Consider the following 20,315-nt stretch of genomic DNA (forward strand, 5'->3'; position numbering starts at 1 on the left):
GCTACAACACCGGCACCTACGGTACGGCCACCTTCACGGATAGCGAAACGCAGGCCGTCGTCCATCGCGATCGGAGCAATCAGGGTAACAACCATTTTGATGTTGTCGCCCGGCATTACCATCTCTACGCCTTCCGGCAGTTCGATGGTACCGGTCACGTCGGTAGTACGGAAGTAGAACTGCGGACGGTAGCCTTTGAAGAACGGGGTATGACGACCACCTTCTTCTTTGGACAGTACGTACACTTCAGATTCGAACTTGGTGTGCGGCTTGATAGAACCCGGCTTGGCCAGTACCTGACCACGCTCTACGTCTTCACGCTTAACACCACGCAGCAGCGCGCCGATGTTCTCGCCTGCACGACCTTCGTCCAGCAGCTTGCGGAACATTTCAACACCGGTACAGGTGGTAGAAACGGTATCTTTGATACCAACGATTTCTACAGTCTCACCTACTTTAACGATACCGCGCTCTACACGACCGGTAACTACAGTACCACGGCCAGCGATAGAGAATACGTCTTCGATAGGCATCAGGAACGGCTGGTCAATCGCGCGCTCCGGCTCCGGGATGTAGGTATCCAGGTGGCCAGCCAGCTCGATGATCTTCTCTTCCCACTGAGCGTCGCCTTCCAGCGCTTTCAGCGCGGAACCACGAACTACCGGCAGGTCATCACCCGGGAAGTCGTACTCGGTCAGCAGTTCACGAACTTCCATCTCAACCAGTTCGAGCAGCTCTTCGTCATCAACCATGTCACACTTGTTCATGAACACGATCATGTACGGGATACCAACCTGACGACCCAGCAGGATGTGCTCACGAGTCTGCGGCATCGGGCCGTCAGTCGCTGCTACTACCAGGATCGCGCCGTCCATCTGGGCAGCACCGGTGATCATGTTTTTAACGTAGTCGGCGTGACCCGGGCAATCTACGTGGGCGTAGTGACGGGTAGCGGTGTCGTATTCTACGTGGGAGGTGTTGATGGTGATACCACGCTCACGCTCTTCCGGTGCCTTGTCGATCTGGTCGAAGGCGAAAGCTTTACCACCGAAGTGCTTGGCCAGCACGTTGGTGATAGCTGCAGTCAGGGTGGTTTTACCGTGGTCAACGTGGCCGATGGTGCCGACGTTTACGTGCGGTTTATTACGCTCAAATTTTTCTTTAGACACGACGTAGTCCTTCTAGGTTAAACCCGCCTACCGTCGTAGGCGGGGAATCTTAAATTACTTGGATTTGCGCTCTTCGATCACGGCTTGTGCAACGTTGGTCGGTGCATCGTGATACTTGGCGAATTCCATGGCGTAGGAAGCACGACCCTGGGTAGCGGAACGCAGTGCAGTTGCATAACCGAACATTTCGGCCAGCGGCACCAGAGCACGTACGATCTTGCCGGACGGGCCATCTTCCATACCTTCGATCAGGCCACGACGACGGTTCAGGTCACCGATAACGTCGCCCATGTAATCTTCCGGAGTTTCAACTTCTACTTTCATGATCGGTTCGAGCAGAACCGGGTTGGCTTTCATGAAGCCAGCCTTAAAGGCCATGGAAGCAGCGATTTTGAACGCCAGTTCGGAAGAGTCGACATCGTGGTAAGAACCGAAGTGCAGACGCACACCCAGATCCATAACCGGGTAACCAGCCAGCGGACCAGATTTGAGCTGCTCACGGATACCTTTATCAACACCCGGGATGAATTCACCAGGAATGACACCACCTTTGATGTCGTTGACGAATTCGTAGGCTTTGCCTTCTTCCAGCGGGTACATGTCGATAACAACATGACCGTACTGACCGCGACCACCAGACTGCTTGGCATGCTTGCCTTCGATGTCTTTAACGGTGGTACGGATGGTTTCACGGTAGGCAACCTGCGGCTTACCTACGTTGGCTTCAACCTTGAACTCGCGACGCATACGGTCAACGATGATGTCCAGGTGCAGCTCACCCATACCGGCGATGATGGTTTGACCTGACTCTTCGTCAGTCCATACGCGGAAGGACGGATCTTCCTGAGCCAGACGGCCCAGTGCCAGACCCATCTTCTCCTGGTCAGCCTTGGTTTTCGGCTCAACCGCGATAGAAATTACCGGCTCCGGGAATTCCATACGCTCGAGGATGATCGGTGCGTTCGGGTCACACAGGGTGTCACCAGTGGTCACGTCTTTCAGACCGATGGCAGCAGCGATGTCACCAGCGCGTACTTCTTTGATCTCTTCACGCTTGTTGGCATGCATCTGAACGATACGGCCAAAACGCTCGCGCTTGTCCTTGACGGAGTTCAGCACGGTGTCACCGGAGTTGATCACGCCAGAGTAGACACGGAAGAAGGTCAGGTTACCAACGAACGGGTCGGTAGCGATCTTGAACGCCAGAGCAGAGAACGGCTCGTCATCAGAAGCGTGACGCTCGTCTTTGGTCTCGCCGTCCATTTTCAGGCCGTCGATAGCAGCAACGTCGGTCGGAGCCGGCAGGTACTCGATCACGGCATCCAGCATTGCCTGTACGCCCTTGTTCTTGAACGCGGAGCCACAGGTTACCAGGATGATTTCGTTGTTCAGCACGCGCTGACGCAGAGCACCTTTGATCTCTTCCTCGGTCAGCTCTTCGCCGCCCAGGTATTTTTCCATCAGGTCTTCAGACGCTTCAGCAGCGGCTTCAACCAGATTCATGCGCATTTCTTGCGCCTGTTCCAGCAACTCGGCCGGGACGTCTTCGTAATCGAAGGATACGCCCTGATCAGCTTCATTCCAGTTGATGGCCTTCATCTTGACCAGGTCAACAACGCCCTTGAAGTTCTCTTCAGAGCCGATGTTCAGCTGAAGGGGAACCGGAGTACCTTTCAGACGGGTCTTGATGTGCTCAACACAGCGCAGGAAGTTGGCGCCGGTACGGTCCATCTTGTTGACGAACGCGATACGGGGAACCTTGTACTTGTTAGCCTGACGCCATACGGTTTCAGACTGTGGCTGTACGCCACCTACGGCACAGTACACCATCACGGCACCGTCCAGAACACGCATTGAACGCTCTACTTCGATAGTAAAGTCAACGTGGCCCGGGGTATCGATGATGTTGATACGGTGCGGTTGGAACTGTTTACCCATACCGGACCAGAAAGCGGTGGTCGCGGCTGAGGTGATGGTGATACCACGCTCTTGTTCCTGTTCCATCCAGTCCATGGTGGCAGCGCCATCGTGAACTTCACCGATCTTGTGACTTACACCGGTGTAAAACAGTACACGCTCGGTAGTAGTAGTCTTACCGGCGTCAATGTGAGCGGAGATACCGATGTTACGATAACGCTCAATGGGGGTTGTACGAGCCATTGTCATCCTCTTACTAAGGCGCTTGTCCCTAGATAATTAAAGGTGCGCAGAGTCAAAAGACCCTGCGCAAGCGGATTACCAGCGGAAGTGAGCGAAGGCTTTGTTCGCTTCAGCCATACGGTGAACGTCTTCACGTTTCTTGACAGACGAACCCTTATTGTCAGCGGCATCCAGCAGCTCGCCAGCCAGACGCTGAGCCATTGATTTTTCACCACGTTTACGAGCGGCATCAACCAACCAGCGCATTGCCAGGGCATTGCGACGTACCGGACGAACTTCTACCGGCACCTGATAGGTTGCACCACCGACGCGACGAGATTTAACCTCGACCGCCGGACGAATGTTATCCAGAGCTTCTTCGAATACGGCCAGGTGCTCTTTGCCAGATTTGGTGGCAATGATGTCCAGGGCGCCATAAACAATGGCTTCTGCAACAGATTTCTTACCGTCAACCATTACTACGTTGACAAATTTAGCCAGCAGCTCTGATCCGAACTTGGGATCTGGCAGGATTTTACGCTGACCAACAACACGACGTCTTGGCATTTCAAATTCTCCGTAACTTCAGGGATTACCCAAAACTAGAAAGCTATCTAACTAGAAACGAATTAACGTTTGGCCTTACTTAACGGAGAACCATTAAGCTTTAGGACGCTTCACGCCATACTTGGAGCGAGCCTGCTTACGGTCTTTAACACCGGCACAGTCCAACGCACCACGAACGGTGTGATAACGAACACCTGGCAAGTCTTTTACACGACCGCCACGGATCAGAACAACAGAGTGCTCTTGCAGGTTGTGACCTTCACCGCCGATGTAGGAGGTGACTTCGAAGCCGTTGGTCAGACGTACACGGCACACTTTACGCAGTGCAGAGTTAGGCTTCTTCGGGGTGGTGGTATATACACGAGTGCATACGCCACGCTTCTGAGGGCACGCTTCCAGCGCCGGCACGTTGCTTTTCACAACGAGCTTGATGCGTGGCTTGCGAACCAACTGGTTAATAGTTGCCATCAAAAGGCTCCTGATAATGACTTCATAAACGTGTGGAAAATCCTCCCCGCAGATACGGGGACGCGAAATTTTATGCCCTGTTGTCTGGGGAGTCAAGATTTATACAATTTGCGTCACAAAAGGGCAATTCGGATCCGTTTAATTTCACGACATCACCTTGAATTTTCTTGAAAATATGCTTCTCAGCCACCCCAGGTGCGCGGGGAACCTTTTTGCGCAATCAGTGCCACCAGACCCGCCATATCGAGCACATTGCCCACCCGATGCTGCAAACCGCGAGCTTGCAGATCTTCCTGCATCACATAAAGCGGGATACCCGCCAGCCGCGCGCTCCACTGGGGAGCCGATGCCGCAATCACGGCATCCTGCATCAGTACCAGCTCATCCTCGGGCTGAAGGTATGAGAGCGCCTCTGCCAGAGCCTGACTCTGAAAGGGAGAGTTCAATATCAGATGCAACATGGAGACCTCAAAAGCTGATGTGAGTCGAACATTGTGCCCAGCGCCGAGCCAGTTCCTGGCGCGGCAGACTCTCGACGGGGATCAGCAGATCATCCACTGTCACGCCACGCTCTGCCAGCGAGTCAGCACAAACATAGACCTCTTCGATGTCGTAGAGTTCCAGCATTTTGAAGGTGGGCGCGTAGTGGCGCTGCAAAATGACGGCAGGCTGCTGCTCCTTGAGCAGTTGCAGCACGCCGTCCCCAATCAGGAAGAAGGCCAGCTCATCGGTCATGGCCGAGGTGGCCAACAAGGCATCCAGTCCTTCCCGGCCGGCGGCATGGCCATGGGGGCCACGACTGCAGATAAAGGCAATTTTCTTGCTCATAACGCCCCCTAGAACTGAACCAGTCGATCGGCGGTGAGCGCAGCCTCGGCCAACTGGCCCAGACCGCTCAGACAAAATGGCGCTTGCAGATTGAAGTGCACCAGCCCCGCCCCCTTGGCCTCCTGCTCATCGAGCACACCGCGTCGCATGGCGGCGGCGACGCAGACGTCGATACGGATCCCCTGTTCTTCTGCCAGCTCTCGCCACAGACGCACCAGGTCAGTCTCATCGGATGCAGGCAGATGCAAACCGTTGCCGTTGCAGACCCCGTCCTGATAGAAGAACAGGTGGGACAAGGTATGCCCCTGCGCCAACAGGGTGCGGGCAAAACGATAGGCTGTGCTGGCCGATTGGGTGCCATAGGCAGGCCCCGTGACCAGGATGGCAAAACTCAGACTCATAGCAGGACTCCTGTGCTGACCCGGTCCATTTTACGCCAAAAACAAAAAAGCCCCTGCCAGGAGGGGCTTGATTCGATCTGCTGATCAGAGATGGGCAATCGCCTCGACCTCGACCAGCACATCTTTCGGCAGACGGGCCACCTCCACGCAGGAGCGGGCTGGAGCCGCATCGCCAAAGTAGCGGGCATAGACCTGATTGAAGGCAACGAAGTTGTTCATGTCGCTCAGGAAGCAGGTGGTTTTGACCACTTTGCTGGCATCGGCACCCGCAGCGTGCAACACGGCAACCAGATTCTTCATCACCCGCTCGGCCTGCTCTTCAATGCCGCCAGCCACGATTTCCATGGTGGCAGGATCGAGCGGGATCTGCCCGGAGGTGAAGATCATCTCGCCAACCTTGGTAGCCTGAACATACGGACCAATCGCGGCAGGCGCCTTGTCGGTTGCAATCACTTCTTTAGCCATTCATCTATCCCCTTCTGGAATGAGTTACTCGTTCTCGTCTTCACCCTGCTTGCGCTGTCGGATGTAAAGATAAACGGTATGTTTTGAAATATTGAGTTTGTCCGCCACCAGATTGATCGAATCCTTGATGTCGAAAATGCCCTTCTCGAACAGCTGGGTCACGATGAAGCGGTTCTTGGCATTGTTGGCCACGGTGGGATCGCGATTGATCTCGTCGATGGTGTTATCCACCGTCTGGGCAACCAGCTCTTCCACGCTGTTGGCGAAGGTCTCTGGTGACTGACGCGCCGCCTGCTGGGGCGTCGGGAAAAATTCGGCCACGAACTCGTGGAAAGGCGCATTGATGTGCAGGTTGATGCAGATAAGCCCCACCACTTGCCGCTCGCTGTTGCGAATGGCGATGGTGCTCGACTTCATCAGCGCGCCGGTACGGCTGCGAGCGAAATAGCTCTGGGTGTAATCCTGGCCGGTGCTCTCGATGTCCTTGAGCATGCGCAGGGCGAGATCGGTGATGGGCGCCCCGAGGGTGCGTCCGGTATTGAAGCCGTTGGCGATCTTGATCACCGACTCGTGCAGATTTTCCAGGGAGTGGAGTACCACTTCACAATGCTTGCCGAACAGCTCGGCCAAGCCATCGATGAGCCCATCGTATGAGCGCAACAATTCCCTGTCTTCATCTGTAAAAGTGCGGCTGATCAGCTGTTCTTCGGGAAGCATGGCTTCCTCGATACCGACAGTCATGTTCTACCCCTGTAATAACCATTCAACTTTCCCGAGTTTTAAATTGCAGGGGAGTAAAGTCAACTTTTTTTGATTTTTTACTCTACAACTTTGCTCTGGATCATCCTGAAACCCGCGCTGCGTCTACCTTTGCCGAGGAATTGGCCAACAAAAAGGGCTCCTTGAAGGAGCCCTTTTTAATCACGGATGACGAGTTACTCTTCGTCGAAGCTACCGGCTGCGTTCAGCAGATCCGCCAGGTTCTGCTCCGCTTCATCAGCGGTCACCTGCGGGGTACCAACAGCACGAGCTGCGGCAGCACGCTGGTTGATCCGGCTATGGTGGTAGGCAAAGCCGGTACCAGCCGGGATCAGACGACCCACGATGACGTTCTCTTTCAGACCACGCAGTTCATCACGCTTACCACCAACGGCGGCTTCGGTCAGAACGCGAGTGGTTTCCTGGAAGGAAGCCGCGGAGATGAAGGACTCGGTGCTCAGAGATGCCTTGGTAATACCCATCAGTACATGACGGTAGGTCGCAGGGGTCTTGCCCTCGGCAACCAGCTTACGGTTGGCAATCTTCACACGAGCCACTTCAACCTGTTCGCCTTCGATCAGATCGGTATCGCCAGCGCTCAGGATCTCGCACTTGCGCAGCATCTGACGAACGATGACTTCGATGTGCTTGTCGTTGATCTTAACGCCTTGCAGACGGTATACGTCCTGCACTTCGTTGGCGATGTAGTTGGCGACCGGGCTGATACCGCGCAGACGCAGGATGTCGTGAGCAGACTCAGGACCGTCCGCCAGCACTTCACCCTTCTCAACTTTTTCACCTTCGAACACGTTCAGGTTACGCCACTTCGGAATCATCTCTTCGTAGACGTTGCCACCATCGGTCGGGGTGATGACCAGACGGCGTTTGCCCTTGGTCTCTTTCCCGAAGGAGATGGTACCGGAGATCTCGGCCAGAATTGCCGGTTCCTTCGGTTGACGTGCTTCGAACAGATCCGCAACGCGCGGCAGACCACCGGTGATGTCCTTGGTACCGCCGGACTCTTGCGGGATACGCGCTACCGCGTCACCCACACCCACGTTGGCACCATCTTCAAGGTTCACGATCGCCTTGCCCGGCAGGAAGTACTGGGCGGCTACATCGGTACCCGGGATCATCACGTCTTTGCCGTTCAGGTCGACCAGTTTAACGGTCGGACGCATCTCTTTACCGGCGCTCGGACGCTCGTTGACGTCCAGAACAACGATAGAAGAGAGACCGGTCAGCTCGTCGGTCTGACGAGTGATGGTCACGCCATCGATCATGTGTTCGAACTGCAGGCGACCTGCCACTTCGGTGATGATCGGGTGGGTGTGCGGATCCCAGTTGGCAACGGTCTCGCCAGCGCTCACGGCCTGGCCGTCCTTCACTTCCAGCACGGAACCGTAAGGCAGCTTGTGGCTTTCCTTGGTACGGCCCATGTCGTCCATGATGGTCAGTTCGGTAGAACGTGAGGTGATAACCAGTTTGTCATCGCTGTTGTGAACGAACTTGGCGTTCTGCAGCTTGATGGTACCTGTGTTCTTGACCTGGATGCTGCTTTCAGCAGCGGCACGAGATGCAGCACCACCGATGTGGAAAGTACGCATCGTCAGCTGGGTACCCGGTTCACCGATGGACTGGGCGGCGATAACACCGACAGCCTCACCCTTGTTAACCAGGTGACCACGGGCCAGATCACGGCCGTAGCAGTGAGCACAGTTACCGAAGTCAGTTTCACAGGTGATGGCAGAACGCACCTTCACACGGTCAACGGAGTTACGCTCCAGCAGGTCACACAGCTGCTCGTCGAGCAGGGTGTTGCGAGCAACCAGGATCTCGTCCTCGGTACCCGGCTTGATGACATCTTCTGCCACCACACGACCCAGCACGCGCTCACGCAGCGGCTCGACCACGTCGCCACCCTCGATCAGCGGAGTCATCCACAGACCGTCGGTAGTGCCGCAATCGTCCTCGGTGATCACCATGTCTTGCGCCACGTCTACCAGACGACGAGTCAGGTAACCGGAGTTCGCAGTCTTCAGTGCAGTATCCGCCAGACCCTTACGAGCACCGTGGGTAGAGATAAAGTACTGCAGTACGTTCAGACCTTCGCGGAAGTTCGCGATGATCGGGGTCTCGATGATGGAGCCATCCGGCTTGGCCATCAGGCCACGCATACCGGCCAGCTGACGGATCTGGGCGGCGGAACCACGCGCACCAGAGTCGGCCATCATAAAGATGCTGTTGAACGAGGCCTGCTCTTCTTCTTCACCCAGCGAGTTGACGTTACGCTCTTTGGACAAGTTCTCCATCATGGCCTTGGAGACACGCTCGTTGGCGCTGGCCCAGATATCGATAACCTTGTTGTAACGCTCGCCCGCAGTTACCAGACCTGACAGGAACTGGTCCTGGATCTCGGCAACTTCGGCTTCGGCTGCTGCGATGATGTCTTTCTTGGCATCCGGGATGACCATGTCATCGATACCAACGGAAGCACCGGACAGGGCCGCGTAGTGGAAACCGGTATACATCAGCTGGTCAGCGAAGATAACGGTGTCCTTCAGGCCCTGCTTGCGATAGCAGGTGTTCAGCAGACGGGAGATGAGCTTTTTGCCCAGCGCCTTGTTGGATACGCACTTGATCCAGTTCTGCGGATTGGCATCCAGATCAGCCTGTTCTGCAGCAGTCAGCACCTTCGGCTCATCGATCAGGGCGTATTCCATGCCTTTCGGCAGGATCAGGCTCAGGATCGCACGACCAACGGTGGTGTTCTTCATCTCGGTGTGTTCACGCAGAGAACCGTCTTCCTGACGCAGGTATTCGGTAATGCGTACTTTCACACGAGCATGCAGATCGGCCAGACCGGCGCGATATACTTTCTCGGCTTCTTTCGGGCCGGCCAGCACCATACCTTCGCCTTTGGCGTTGATACGGGCACGGGTCATGTAGTACAGACCCAAGACCACGTCCTGAGAAGGAACGATGATCGGCTCACCGGAGGCAGGCGACAGGATGTTGTTGGTAGACATCATCAGCGCACGCGCTTCCAGCTGGGCTTCCAGGGTCAGCGGTACGTGGACCGCCATCTGGTCACCATCGAAGTCCGCGTTATACGCAGCACAAACCAGCGGGTGCAGCTGGATTGCCTTGCCTTCGACCAGAGTCGGTTCGAATGCCTGGATACCCAGACGGTGCAGAGTCGGTGCACGGTTCAGCAGCACCGGGTGTTCGCGGATCACTTCGTCCAGGATATCCCAAACGACAGCTTCCTCGCGCTCCACCATCTTCTTGGCGGCCTTGATAGTGGTCGCCAGACCGCGGGTTTCCAGCTTGCCATAGATGAACGGCTTGAACAGTTCCAGAGCCATTTTCTTCGGCAGACCGCACTGATGCAGGCGCAGGGTCGGGCCTACGGTGATAACGGAACGACCAGAGTAGTCGACTCGTTTACCCAGCAGGTTTTGACGGAAACGACCTTGCTTACCCTTGATCATGTCGGCCAAGGATTTCAGCGGGCGCTTGTTGGAACCGGTGATGGCACGACCGCGACGGCCGTTATCCAGCAGCGCATCGACGGACTCTTGCAGCATACGCTTTTCGTTGCGCACGATGATATCCGGAGCAGCCAGATCCAGCAGACGCTTCAAGCGGTTGTTACGGTTGATCACGCGACGGTACAGATCGTTCAGATCGGAAGTCGCGAAACGGCCGCCGTCCAGCGGTACCAGCGGACGCAGGTCCGGCGGCAGCACAGGCAGCACTGTCATGATCATCCACTCCGGCTTGTTGCCGGACTGCAGGAAAGCTTCCATCAGCTTCAGACGCTTGGTGGTCTTCTTGCGCTTGGTCTCGGAGTTGGTCTGATCCAGCTCCTCACGCATGGTTTTGACTTCACCTTCCAGATCGATAGCGCGCAGCAATGCCAGGATTGCTTCGGCACCCATCTTGGCGTCAAATTCGTCGCCCCACTCTTCCAGCGCATCCAGGTACTGCTCTTCAGAGAGCATCTGGCTGCGTTCGAGGTTGGTCATGCCCGGCTCGATTACGACGAAAGATTCGAAGTAAAGCACGCGCTCGATGTCGCGCAGGGTCATGTCCAGCAGCAGACCGATACGGGACGGCAGGGACTTCAGGAACCAGATGTGGGCAGTCGGGCTGGCCAGCTCGATGTGGCCCATACGCTCACGACGGACCTTGGTCTGGGTCACTTCAACGCCGCACTTCTCACAGATCACACCACGGTGTTTCAGGCGCTTGTACTTGCCGCACAGACACTCGTAGTCCTTCACCGGTCCGAAGATACGGGCGCAGAACAGACCATCACGCTCCGGCTTGAAAGTCCGGTAGTTGATGGTCTCAGGCTTTTTGACCTCACCGAATGACCAGGAGCGGATCATGTCAGGAGAGGCCAGACCGATCTTGATACTGTCAAACTCTTCGGTCTTGGTCTGAGCCTTCAAAAACTTGAGTAAGTCTTTCACGTGTTTCCCCTGTCAGGAGTCTAACCTCGGCGCCCCGGCTGCCAAAACAGCGGGGCGCCCACGTCAATTCTCGAACAATAAGAGCGAGCTCTTACTCTTCGTCCAGCTCGATGTTGATACCCAGAGAGCGGATTTCCTTCAGCAATACGTTGAAGGATTCGGGCATGCCCGGCTCCATACGGTGGTCGCCATCCACGATGTTCTTATACATCTTGGTACGGCCATTCACATCGTCAGACTTGACGGTCAGCATTTCCTGCAGGGTATATGCCGCACCGTAAGCCTCCAGGGCCCACACTTCCATCTCACCGAAACGCTGACCACCGAACTGAGCCTTACCACCCAGCGGCTGCTGGGTAACCAGGCTGTAAGAACCGGTAGAACGCGCGTGCATCTTGTCGTCGACCAAGTGGTTCAGCTTGAGCATGTACATGTAACCAACGGTTACTTTACGCTCGAAGCGGTTACCGGTACGGCCATCGAACAGATCAATCTGACCGGATTCCGGCAGATCGGCCAGCTTCAGCAGGGCTTTGATTTCGCGCTCTTTGGCACCATCAAAGACCGGAGTAGCAACCGGCAGACCCTTACGCAGGTTACCCACCAGGGTACGTACGTCGTCATCAGACAGTTCGGCGATGTTCACTTGCTGGGTGTCCTTCTCGCCCAGGTCATAGACCTGTTGCAGGAAGTTGCGCATCTCGTGCAGCTCGCGCTGCTCTTTGACCATGCGATCGATCTTCTCGCCGATACCCTTGGCCGCAAGGCCCAGGTGCACTTCGAGGATCTGACCGATGTTCATACGGGATGGTACGCCCAGCGGGTTCAGTACGATGTCGACCGGACGGCCGAACTCGTCATGAGGCATATCCTCGACCGGACAGATCTTGGAGATAACACCCTTGTTACCGTGACGGCCCGCCATCTTGTCACCCGGCTGGATGCGACGCTTGACTGCCAGATAAACCTTGACGATTTTCAGTACGCCCGGCGCCAGATCATCACCCTGGATAATCTTGCGACGCTTGTTCTCGAATTTCTTGTCGAACTCGGCTTTCAGCTCAACGTGCTGTTCAGCGATCTGTTCCAGTTCGGTCTGCTTGCCTTCGTCTTCGATGGCCAGTTCAAACCACTTGGAACGATCGAGCTTGTTCAGACGATCTTCGCTGTAACCGGCGGCCAGCAGCAGGTTGCGGGAGCGGCCGAAAATGCCGTCTTCCAGGATCTTGAACTCTTCGGTCAAGTCCTTCTTCGCTTCCTTCAGCTGCATCTCTTCGATTTCTTTGGCGCGCTTGTCTTTTTCCACGCCATCGCGGGTAAAGACTTGCACATCAACCACGGTACCGTACACACCGTTCGGTACACGCAGGGAGGAGTCCTTCACATCGGACGCCTTCTCACCGAAGATGGCGCGCAGCAGCTTCTCTTCCGGCGTCAGCTGGGTTTCACCTTTCGGGGTTACCTTACCGACCAGAATATCGCCGCCCTTCACTTCAGCACCCACGTAGACGATACCGGACTCGTCCAGCTTGGACAGAGCGGCTTCACCCACGTTCGGGATGTCAGCAGTGATCTCTTCCGGACCCAGCTTGGTGTCACGGGAGATACAGGCCAGTTCCTGGATATGGATGGTGGTCAGGCGATCTTCCTGAACAACACGCTCGTTCACCAGGATCGAGTCTTCGAAGTTGTAACCGTTCCACGGCATGAACGCGACGCGCATGTTCTGACCCAGCGCCAGTTCACCCAGATCGGTGGACGGGCCGTCAGCCAGTACGTCGCCAGCCATGACCGGCTCACCCAACATCACGCAAGGACGCTGGTTGATACAGGTGTTCTGGTTGGAACGGGTGTATTTGGTCAGGTTGTAGATGTCGATACCGGCTTCGCCTGGCATCAGCTCATCTTCATTGACCTTCAGGACGATACGGGAGGCATCGACATAGTCGATTACGCCGCCACGCTTGGCCACTACGGTTACACCGGAGTCAACGGCCACAGCGCGTTCCATACCGGTACCTACCAGCGGCTTGTCAGCACGCAGAGTCGGTACAGCCTGACGTTGCATGTTTGAACCCATCAATGCGCGGTTCGCGTCATCGTGTTCCAGGAACGGGATCAGAGCCGCTGCCACAGATACGATCTGCTGCGGGCTCACGTCCATATACTGGATCTGGTCGGCGTTCATAAAGGTGGATTCACCTTTGTGACGGCACGGGATCAATTCATCTTTCAGACGGCCATCTTCGGTGGTCGCGGCGTTAGCCTGTGCGATCACGTACTTGCCTTCTTCAATAGCAGACAGGTAGTCCACTTCGTCGGTGATCACACCGTCAATGACCTTACGGTACGGGGTCTCGAGGAAACCGTACTCGTTGGTACGAGAGTACACGGACAGAGAGTTGATCAGACCGATGTTCGGACCTTCAGGAGTCTCGATAGGGCACAGACGACCGTAGTGGGTCGGGTGTACGTCTCGGACTTCAAAGCCGGCACGCTCACGAGTCAAACCGCCCGGGCCCAGCGCGGAAATACGACGCTTGTGGGTCACTTCGGAGAGCGGGTTGTTCTGGTCCATAAACTGGGACAGCTGGCTGGAACCAAAGAACTCTTTGACTGCGGCGGAGATCGGCTTGGCGTTGATCAGATCCTGCGGCATCAGGGTGTCCAGGTCGCCCAGGGAGAGACGCTCCTTGACCGCACGCTCGACACGCACCAGACCGACGCGGAACTGGTTTTCAGCCATTTCACCGACAGAACGGATACGACGGTTACCCAAGTGGTCGATATCATCCACTTCGTCGTTACCGTTACGGATGTCGATCAGGCGCTTCATCACATCGACGATGTCGTCTTTGGTCAGTACACCAGCGCCAGTCTCGTCTTCACGACCCAGACGGCGGTTGAACTTCATCCGACCTACGGTAGACAGGTCGTAACGCTCGGCGGAGAAGAACAGGTTTTCGAACAGCTGTTCTGCAGCTTCGCGAGTAGGCGGCTCGCCCGGACGCATCATGCGATAGATCTCGACCAGCGCTTCCAAACGGTTGGAGCTGGAGTCGACACGCAGGGTCTCGGACATGTAGGCACCGTGATCCAGTTCGTTGGTGAACAGAACCTCGAAATGCTTGAAGCCGGCTTGGGACAGGTTGGCGATCGCTTCCAGGCTCAGCGCCTGGTTGGCGGTCACGACCATCTCGCCAGTTTGCGGATGTGCGTAGTCCTTGGCAGCAACCTTGCCAACAACATACTCAACCGGTACCTCAATCTGGGTAACAGCGTCTTTTTCCAACTGACGGATGTGACGCGCAGTCACACGACGACCGGTCTCAACCACCACGGCGCCATTGGCCACGATGTCAAAGGTCGCAGTTTCACCACGCAGACGCTCCGGCACCAGATCCATCATCAACTTGCCATCTTTTACTTCAAAACCGATGGTCTCGAAGAAGGTGGCCAGGATTTGTTCGGAAGTGAAGTCCAGGGCGCGCAGAATAATGGATGCTGGCAGTTTGCGACGACGGTCGATACGGACAAACAGGTTGTCTTTCGCATCGAACTCGAAGTCCAGCCAGGAGCCACGGTAGGGGATAACGCGAGCGTTATACAGTACCTTACCGGATGAATGAGTTTTGCCTTTATCGTGGTCGAAGAAGACGCCCGGGCTGCGGTGCAGCTGGGAGACGATAACCCGCTCGGTACCATTGATAACAAAGGTGCCGTTCTCGGTCATGAGCGGAATTTCGCCCATGTATACTTCTTGTTCCTTGATGTCTTTGACGGTGCCGGCAGCTGCTTCACGGTCGTACAGAACCATACGAAGCTTGACACGCAGCGGCGCGGAGTAGGTCACTCCACGGATCTGGCATTCTTTTACGTCAAATACCGGCTCACCCAGGCGATAGCTGACATACTGAAGCTCAGCACTACCGGAGTAACTGGTGATCGGGAAAACGCTACGGAAAGCGGCCTCTAGGCCATATTCACCTTCCGGGTCAGCCTCGATGAACTGCTTGAAGGAGTCCAGCTGAATGGACAACAGATAAGGCGTGTCCAGTACCTGGTCTCGCTTACCGAAGTCCTTACGAATGCGTTTTTTTTCGGTATAAGAGTAAACCATAGGGTTCCTCAGCTCGCTGATAAGTGACCCACTCTGTCCCGCGGGACAGCTCTGTCTCAACACCGTTTTGTGTTGGCCCGGACGAAAGAAGACAGTCCGGATTGCTGGTGCACCGAGAGTCGTAAACGGTGTGAAATGCTCTCAGTCTACAGCGCAAAAAGGCTGGTGAACAAAAATTCACCAGCCCTAGCCTGTTTTATCAGGCTAATCTACATAAATGCAGATTATTTGATCTCAACAGAAGCACCGGCAGCTTCCAGCTCTTTCTTCAGAGCTTCAGCTTCGTCCTTGGACACGCCTTCCTTCAGGTTAGCCGGAGCAGCTTCTACCAGATCTTTGGCTTCTTTCAGGCCCAGACCGGTAGCGCCACGAACGGCTTTGATAACGGCAACTTTGTTGGCGCCAGCAGCAGTCAGAACTACGTCGAACTCGGTCTTCTCTTCTACTGCTTCAGCAGCAGCCGGGCCAGCCATTACGGCAGCAGCGGCAGAAACACCGAACTTCTCTTCCATAGCTTCGATCAGCTCAACAACTTCCATTACGGACATGGAAGCAACGGCTTCGATGATTTGGTCTTTAGTGATAGACATGACAAAAATTCCTGATGTTGAATAAACTCAAACAGCCTAAATAGGCGAGAATCAAGCAGCAGCTTGTTTCTGGTCGCGAACAGCAGCGATAGTACGAACCAGCTTGCCAGCAGAGGCTTCTTTCATAGTCGCCATCAACTTCGCAATTGCTTCTTCGTAAGTCGGCAGCGTGGCCAGACGATCAATTTGTGCTGCGGCGATAAACTCACCGTTAAAAGCGCCAGCCTTGATTTCGAACTTTTGGTTCGCTTTGGCAAACTCTTTGAACAGACGAGCAGCAGCGCCCGGGTGTTCGTTAGAGAAAGCAATCAAGGTAGGACCGGTAAATGCGTCGTTCAGGCACTCGTATTCGGTACCTTCTACCGCGCGACGCAGCAGGGTGTTACGCACAACGCGCATGTACACACCGGCTTCACGAGCGGTTTTACGCAGGACGGTCATCTTGTCTACAGTTACACCGCGAGAATCGGCAACAACTGCAGAAAGAGCGCCTTTGGCAGCTTCGTTGACTTCAGCAACAATTGCCTTTTTGTCTTCGAGTCCCAATGCCATTGGCTTAACTCCTGGATTGAATCCGGGTCTATTGACCCAGTACTGACACATCCCCCCTACCTTTACAACAGAGGGGAACGATGCGGTAGCAGGATTCCAGAAGAGAAAGAATCTTTCTCGCTGGGTTTCCGGCACCGTCTACGCAGGAAACATTAAGGCTTTGCAGCCTCCTGCGGTCTTGGACGGAGGTCGAAACCCCCAACCAATCAAGGCGCAAAATTATAGATTAAATTTTGCGCCTTGTAAAACCCATCAATTAGGCCTGAGCTTCCAGAGAAGCTTGGTCTACGGCAACACCGGCACCCATGGTGGTGGAGATGCTGACTTTCTTGATGAATTGACCTTTGGCGGAAGAGGGCTTGCCTTTTTTCAGGGCAACCAGCAGAGCTTCCAAGTTTTCTTTCAGCTGAACTTCGTTGAAAGAAACCTTACCCAGAGTGGTATGGATGATACCATTCTTGTCGTTACGGTAACGAACCTGACCAGCCTTGGCGTTCTTGACAGCTTCGGCAACGTTAGGAGTTACAGTACCAACTTTCGGGTTCGGCATCAGGCCACGCGGGCCCAGGATTTGACCCAGTTGACCAACAACGCGCATTGCATCCGGGGATGCGATAACTACGTCGAAGTTCATCTCGCCTTTCTTAACCAGATCGGCCAGGTCATCCATACCTACCAGGTCAGCACCGGCAGCTTTAGCTGCTTCGGCGTTGGCACCTTGGGTAAATACGGCAACGCGTACATCACGACCGGTACCGTGCGGCAGTACAGTAGCACCACGTACGTTCTGGTCAGATTTACGAGCGTCGATACCCAGGTTGACAGCAACGTCAACGCTTTCAACGAACTTGGCGGTAGCCAGTTCTTTCAGCAGGGCAATGGCTTCGTTGATGGAGTACTCTTTGGTACCGTCAACTTTTTCGCGAATAACGCGCATACGCTTGGAAAGTTTAGCCATTGTCTTAATCCTCCACTACCAGACCCATGGAACGAGCGGAGCCTGCGATGCAACGTACTTTTGCATCCAGATCGGCACCAGTCATATCCGGCTCTTTGGTCTTGGCGATTTCTTGCAGCTGGGCAACGGTCACCTTACCAACCTTGTCTTTGTTCGGCTTGGAAGAACCAGACTTGATGCCAGCAGCTTTCTTCAGCAGGAAGGAAGCAGGCGGAGTCTTGGTTTCGAAGGTGAAGGAACGGTCGCTGTAAACGGTGATCACGACCGGAGTCGGTGAACCTTTTTCCAGCTTCTCTGTACGAGCGTTGAACGCCTTACAGAATTCCATGATGTTAACACCGTGTTGACCCAGTGCAGGACCAACAGGAGGAGACGGGTTGGCTGCACCAGCAGCAACCTGCAGCTTGATATAAGCTGTGACTTTCTTAGCCATTAGGAAAATACCTCAAAAATGGGTTCTAGCGCCTCGGAGACTTGCTCCTGCAAACGGCTCCCCAACTAATAAAGGGGCAGCGAATTATAGAGATATTCGCTGCCCCTGACAACCGTTAAACGTACAGAATTCAATCAGCCTTTTTCGACCTGACCAAAATCCAGTTCAACAGGAGTAGAACGACCGAAGATCAGTACAGAGACCTTCACGCGGCTCTTCTCATAATCGACCTCTTCAACGGTACCGTTGAAGTCGGCAAACGGACCATCGGCAACCCGCACCATTTCACCCGGTTCAAACAGGGTTTTCGGACGCGGCTTGTCGTGGGCATCCTGCAGACGGTTCAGGATAGCATCGGCCTCTTTATCGGAGATCGGTGCCGGACGGTCGGAAGTACCGCCGATGAAGCCCATTACACGCGGTACGTTACGCACCAGGTGCCATGTGGTTTCATCCATGATCATCTGGACCAGGACATAACCCGGGAAAAACTTGCGCTCACTCTTGCGCTTCTGGCCAGCACGCATCTCGACCACTTCTTCGGTCGGGACCAGTACTTCACCGAACATGTCTTCCATGCCATGCATCTTGATATGTTCACGCAGGGACTTGGCTACACGGCCTTCATAGCCGGAAAAAGCCTGCACGACATACCATCTCATACGTTGTTCAGTCATGGCTTATCCTTACACACCGGTAATCAGGTTGACCAACCAGACCAAGGCACCGTCCAGAACGAACAGCAGCAGCCCCATCACGGCGGTCACCGCCAGCACAATCAGGGTTGTCTGAATGGCTTCCTGACGGGTCGGCCATACGACCTTGCGGACTTCCAGGCGAGACTCACGGGCGAATGCCAGTGTTGCCTTTCCCTTGGTGGTTTGCAGGGCTACTGCACCGGCAGCAGCAATGACAACGACCACACCCAGGGCGCGGACGGCAGCGACAACATCGTTGAGCAGGTAATTACCCACTACAGCGGCCGCCAGGATAATGAAAACCAGGCCCCAAAGCAGGGTATCCTTGCTTCCGCCCTGGCTCTCAGAACTAACACTCATACAACCCACCTGTATCTGACGTAACCAAAGACACAAAAGCCCCGTACGAGACGAGGTATATGGCAGGGGCGGCAGGACTCGAACCCGCAACCATCGGTTTTGGAGACCGCTGTTCTACCAATTCGAACTACGCCCCTACACAAGAAAGCCCCTATTATAGGGGCTTTGCTTTATTTATGTAAGCCAAAGATTAAGCGATTACGCTGGCTACAACACCGGCACCTACGGTACGGCCACCTTCACGGATAGCGAAACGCAGGCCGTCGTCCATCGCGATCGGAGCAATCAGGGTAACAACCATTTTGATGTTGTCGCCCGGCATTACCATCTCTACGCCTTCCGGCAGTTCGATGGTACCGGTCACGTCGGTAGTACGGAAGTAGAACTGCGGACGGTAGCCTTTGAAGAACGGGGTATGACGACCACCTTCTTCTTTGGACAGTACGTACACTTCAGATTCGAACTTGGTGTGCGGCTTGATAGAACCCGGCTTGGCCAGTACCTGACCACGCTCTACGTCTTCACGCTTAACACCACGCAGCAGCGCGCCGATGTTCTCGCCTGCACGACCTTCGTCCAGCAGCTTGCGGAACATTTCAACACCGGTACAGGTGGTAGAAACGGTATCTTTGATACCAACGATTTCTACAGTCTCACCTACTTTAACGATACCGCGCTCTACACGACCGGTAACTACAGTACCACGGCCAGCGATAGAGAATACGTCTTCGATAGGCATCAGGAACGGCTGGTCAATCGCGCGCTCCGGCTCCGGGATGTAGGTATCCAGGTGGCCAGCCAGCTCGATGATCTTCTCTTCCCACTGAGCGTCGCCTTCCAGCGCTTTCAGCGCGGAACCACGAACTACCGGCAGGTCATCACCCGGGAAGTCGTACTCGGTCAGCAGTTCACGAACTTCCATCTCAACCAGTTCGAGCAGCTCTTCGTCATCAACCATGTCACACTTGTTCATGAACACGATCATGTACGGGATACCAACCTGACGACCCAGCAGGATGTGCTCACGAGTCTGCGGCATCGGGCCGTCAGTCGCTGCTACTACCAGGATCGCGCCGTCCATCTGGGCAGCACCGGTGATCATGTTTTTAACGTAGTCGGCGTGACCCGGGCAATCTACGTGGGCGTAGTGACGGGTAGCGGTGTCGTATTCTACGTGGGAGGTGTTGATGGTGATACCACGCTCACGCTCTTCCGGTGCCTTGTCGATCTGGTCGAAGGCGAAAGCTTTACCACCGAAGTGCTTGGCCAGCACGTTGGTGATAGCTGCAGTCAGGGTGGTTTTACCGTGGTCAACGTGGCCGATGGT

Annotated in this window: 18 protein-coding genes and 1 tRNA gene; all 19 read right to left on the minus strand. The window is 55.1% G+C overall.

The genetic code is table 11. The annotated features are described in order from the left end of the window. The coding region (gene tuf, locus AB5Y73_RS18630; protein WP_368148301.1) for an elongation factor Tu at positions 1 to 1,169 on the minus strand (1,169 nt) is incomplete at its 3' end. A gap of 54 nt (positions 1,170 to 1,223) precedes the next feature. Next, complete coding sequence (fusA, locus tag AB5Y73_RS18635; protein WP_021229318.1) at positions 1,224 to 3,329, minus strand: elongation factor G; 2,106 nt, start codon at positions 3,327 to 3,329, stop codon at positions 1,224 to 1,226. A 75-nt stretch (positions 3,330 to 3,404) separates the two neighbouring features. Further along, positions 3,405 to 3,875 carry a 30S ribosomal protein S7 gene (gene rpsG, locus AB5Y73_RS18640; protein ID WP_005339911.1) on the minus strand — a complete coding sequence of 157 codons (471 nt, stop codon included), beginning with the start codon at positions 3,873 to 3,875 and terminating at the stop codon, positions 3,405 to 3,407. A gap of 93 nt (positions 3,876 to 3,968) precedes the next feature. Continuing rightward, the gene (rpsL, locus tag AB5Y73_RS18645; protein ID WP_005306278.1) at positions 3,969 to 4,343 is read right to left on the minus strand and encodes a 30S ribosomal protein S12; all 375 of its coding nucleotides are present in this window, start codon (positions 4,341 to 4,343) and stop codon (positions 3,969 to 3,971) included. A 182-nt stretch (positions 4,344 to 4,525) separates the two neighbouring features. Further along, on the minus strand, positions 4,526 to 4,804 hold the full coding sequence (tusB, locus tag AB5Y73_RS18650) for a sulfurtransferase complex subunit TusB (protein ID WP_005339909.1): 279 nt from the start codon (positions 4,802 to 4,804) through the stop codon (positions 4,526 to 4,528). 7 nt (positions 4,805 to 4,811) lie between these two features. Further along, positions 4,812 to 5,171 carry a sulfurtransferase complex subunit TusC gene (tusC, locus tag AB5Y73_RS18655; protein ID WP_118854371.1) on the minus strand — a complete coding sequence of 120 codons (360 nt, stop codon included), beginning with the start codon at positions 5,169 to 5,171 and terminating at the stop codon, positions 4,812 to 4,814. 8 nt (positions 5,172 to 5,179) lie between these two features. Next, complete coding sequence (tusD, locus tag AB5Y73_RS18660) at positions 5,180 to 5,572, minus strand: sulfurtransferase complex subunit TusD (protein WP_103250731.1); 393 nt, start codon at positions 5,570 to 5,572, stop codon at positions 5,180 to 5,182. Between the two features lie 84 nt (positions 5,573 to 5,656). Continuing rightward, on the minus strand, positions 5,657 to 6,037 hold the full coding sequence (locus AB5Y73_RS18665) for a RidA family protein (RefSeq protein WP_005339904.1): 381 nt from the start codon (positions 6,035 to 6,037) through the stop codon (positions 5,657 to 5,659). A 24-nt stretch (positions 6,038 to 6,061) separates the two neighbouring features. After that, positions 6,062 to 6,778 (minus strand): transcriptional regulator, encoded by a 717-nt coding sequence (locus AB5Y73_RS18670; RefSeq protein ID WP_005339902.1) that lies wholly within the window; start codon positions 6,776 to 6,778, stop codon positions 6,062 to 6,064. Positions 6,779 to 6,972: 194 nt separating this feature from the next. Beyond that, complete coding sequence (gene rpoC / locus AB5Y73_RS18675; protein WP_005339899.1) at positions 6,973 to 11,277, minus strand: DNA-directed RNA polymerase subunit beta'; 4,305 nt, start codon at positions 11,275 to 11,277, stop codon at positions 6,973 to 6,975. A gap of 91 nt (positions 11,278 to 11,368) precedes the next feature. Beyond that, positions 11,369 to 15,397: a DNA-directed RNA polymerase subunit beta gene (rpoB, locus tag AB5Y73_RS18680; protein ID WP_005339897.1), complete on the minus strand. Its 4,029-nt coding sequence runs from the start codon at positions 15,395 to 15,397 to the stop codon at positions 11,369 to 11,371. Positions 15,398 to 15,621: 224 nt separating this feature from the next. Then, positions 15,622 to 15,987 carry a 50S ribosomal protein L7/L12 gene (gene rplL / locus AB5Y73_RS18685; RefSeq protein ID WP_005306304.1) on the minus strand — a complete coding sequence of 122 codons (366 nt, stop codon included), beginning with the start codon at positions 15,985 to 15,987 and terminating at the stop codon, positions 15,622 to 15,624. Between the two features lie 51 nt (positions 15,988 to 16,038). After that, positions 16,039 to 16,539 carry a 50S ribosomal protein L10 gene (gene rplJ, locus AB5Y73_RS18690; protein ID WP_005339895.1) on the minus strand — a complete coding sequence of 167 codons (501 nt, stop codon included), beginning with the start codon at positions 16,537 to 16,539 and terminating at the stop codon, positions 16,039 to 16,041. Between the two features lie 256 nt (positions 16,540 to 16,795). Then, positions 16,796 to 17,497, minus strand: a complete 702-nt coding sequence (gene rplA, locus AB5Y73_RS18695; protein ID WP_005339888.1) for a 50S ribosomal protein L1 — start codon at positions 17,495 to 17,497, stop codon at positions 16,796 to 16,798. A gap of 4 nt (positions 17,498 to 17,501) precedes the next feature. Continuing rightward, positions 17,502 to 17,930 (minus strand): 50S ribosomal protein L11, encoded by a 429-nt coding sequence (gene rplK / locus AB5Y73_RS18700; RefSeq protein WP_005339887.1) that lies wholly within the window; start codon positions 17,928 to 17,930, stop codon positions 17,502 to 17,504. Positions 17,931 to 18,064: 134 nt separating this feature from the next. After that, the gene (nusG, locus tag AB5Y73_RS18705; protein ID WP_058056198.1) at positions 18,065 to 18,607 is read right to left on the minus strand and encodes a transcription termination/antitermination protein NusG; all 543 of its coding nucleotides are present in this window, start codon (positions 18,605 to 18,607) and stop codon (positions 18,065 to 18,067) included. 9 nt (positions 18,608 to 18,616) lie between these two features. Next, entirely contained in the window at positions 18,617 to 18,988 is a 372-nt protein-coding gene (secE, locus tag AB5Y73_RS18710; RefSeq protein ID WP_005306322.1) for a preprotein translocase subunit SecE, read from the minus strand. A gap of 60 nt (positions 18,989 to 19,048) precedes the next feature. After that, a tRNA-Trp gene (locus AB5Y73_RS18715) sits at positions 19,049 to 19,125 on the minus strand. Positions 19,126 to 19,178: 53 nt separating this feature from the next. Then, the coding region (gene tuf, locus AB5Y73_RS18720) for an elongation factor Tu (RefSeq protein ID WP_115523187.1) at positions 19,179 to 20,315 on the minus strand (1,137 nt) is incomplete at its 5' end.

The organism is Aeromonas sp. s7(2024), assembly GCF_040907825.1.
GTDB classification, from domain to species: Bacteria; Pseudomonadota; Gammaproteobacteria; order Enterobacterales; family Aeromonadaceae; genus Aeromonas; species Aeromonas veronii.

Excerpts from the sequence above, each read along its gene's own strand:
- fusA (WP_021229318.1), bottom strand. The coding sequence starts at position 3,329 with ATGGCTCGTACAACCCCCATTGAGCGTTATCGTAACATCGGTATCTCC.
- rpsG (WP_005339911.1), bottom strand. The coding sequence starts at position 3,875 with ATGCCAAGACGTCGTGTTGTTGGTCAGCGTAAAATCCTGCCAGATCCC.
- rpsL (WP_005306278.1), bottom strand. The coding sequence starts at position 4,343 with ATGGCAACTATTAACCAGTTGGTTCGCAAGCCACGCATCAAGCTCGTT.
- tusB (WP_005339909.1), bottom strand. The coding sequence starts at position 4,804 with ATGTTGCATCTGATATTGAACTCTCCCTTTCAGAGTCAGGCTCTGGCA.
- tusC (WP_118854371.1), bottom strand. The coding sequence starts at position 5,171 with ATGAGCAAGAAAATTGCCTTTATCTGCAGTCGTGGCCCCCATGGCCAT.
- tusD (WP_103250731.1), bottom strand. The coding sequence starts at position 5,572 with ATGAGTCTGAGTTTTGCCATCCTGGTCACGGGGCCTGCCTATGGCACC.
- AB5Y73_RS18665 (WP_005339904.1), bottom strand. The coding sequence starts at position 6,037 with ATGGCTAAAGAAGTGATTGCAACCGACAAGGCGCCTGCCGCGATTGGT.
- AB5Y73_RS18670 (WP_005339902.1), bottom strand. The coding sequence starts at position 6,778 with ATGACTGTCGGTATCGAGGAAGCCATGCTTCCCGAAGAACAGCTGATC.
- rpoB (WP_005339897.1), bottom strand. The coding sequence starts at position 15,397 with ATGGTTTACTCTTATACCGAAAAAAAACGCATTCGTAAGGACTTCGGT.
- rplL (WP_005306304.1), bottom strand. The coding sequence starts at position 15,987 with ATGTCTATCACTAAAGACCAAATCATCGAAGCCGTTGCTTCCATGTCC.
- rplJ (WP_005339895.1), bottom strand. The coding sequence starts at position 16,539 with ATGGCATTGGGACTCGAAGACAAAAAGGCAATTGTTGCTGAAGTCAAC.
- rplA (WP_005339888.1), bottom strand. The coding sequence starts at position 17,497 with ATGGCTAAACTTTCCAAGCGTATGCGCGTTATTCGCGAAAAAGTTGAC.
- rplK (WP_005339887.1), bottom strand. The coding sequence starts at position 17,930 with ATGGCTAAGAAAGTCACAGCTTATATCAAGCTGCAGGTTGCTGCTGGT.
- nusG (WP_058056198.1), bottom strand. The coding sequence starts at position 18,607 with ATGACTGAACAACGTATGAGATGGTATGTCGTGCAGGCTTTTTCCGGC.
- secE (WP_005306322.1), bottom strand. The coding sequence starts at position 18,988 with ATGAGTGTTAGTTCTGAGAGCCAGGGCGGAAGCAAGGATACCCTGCTT.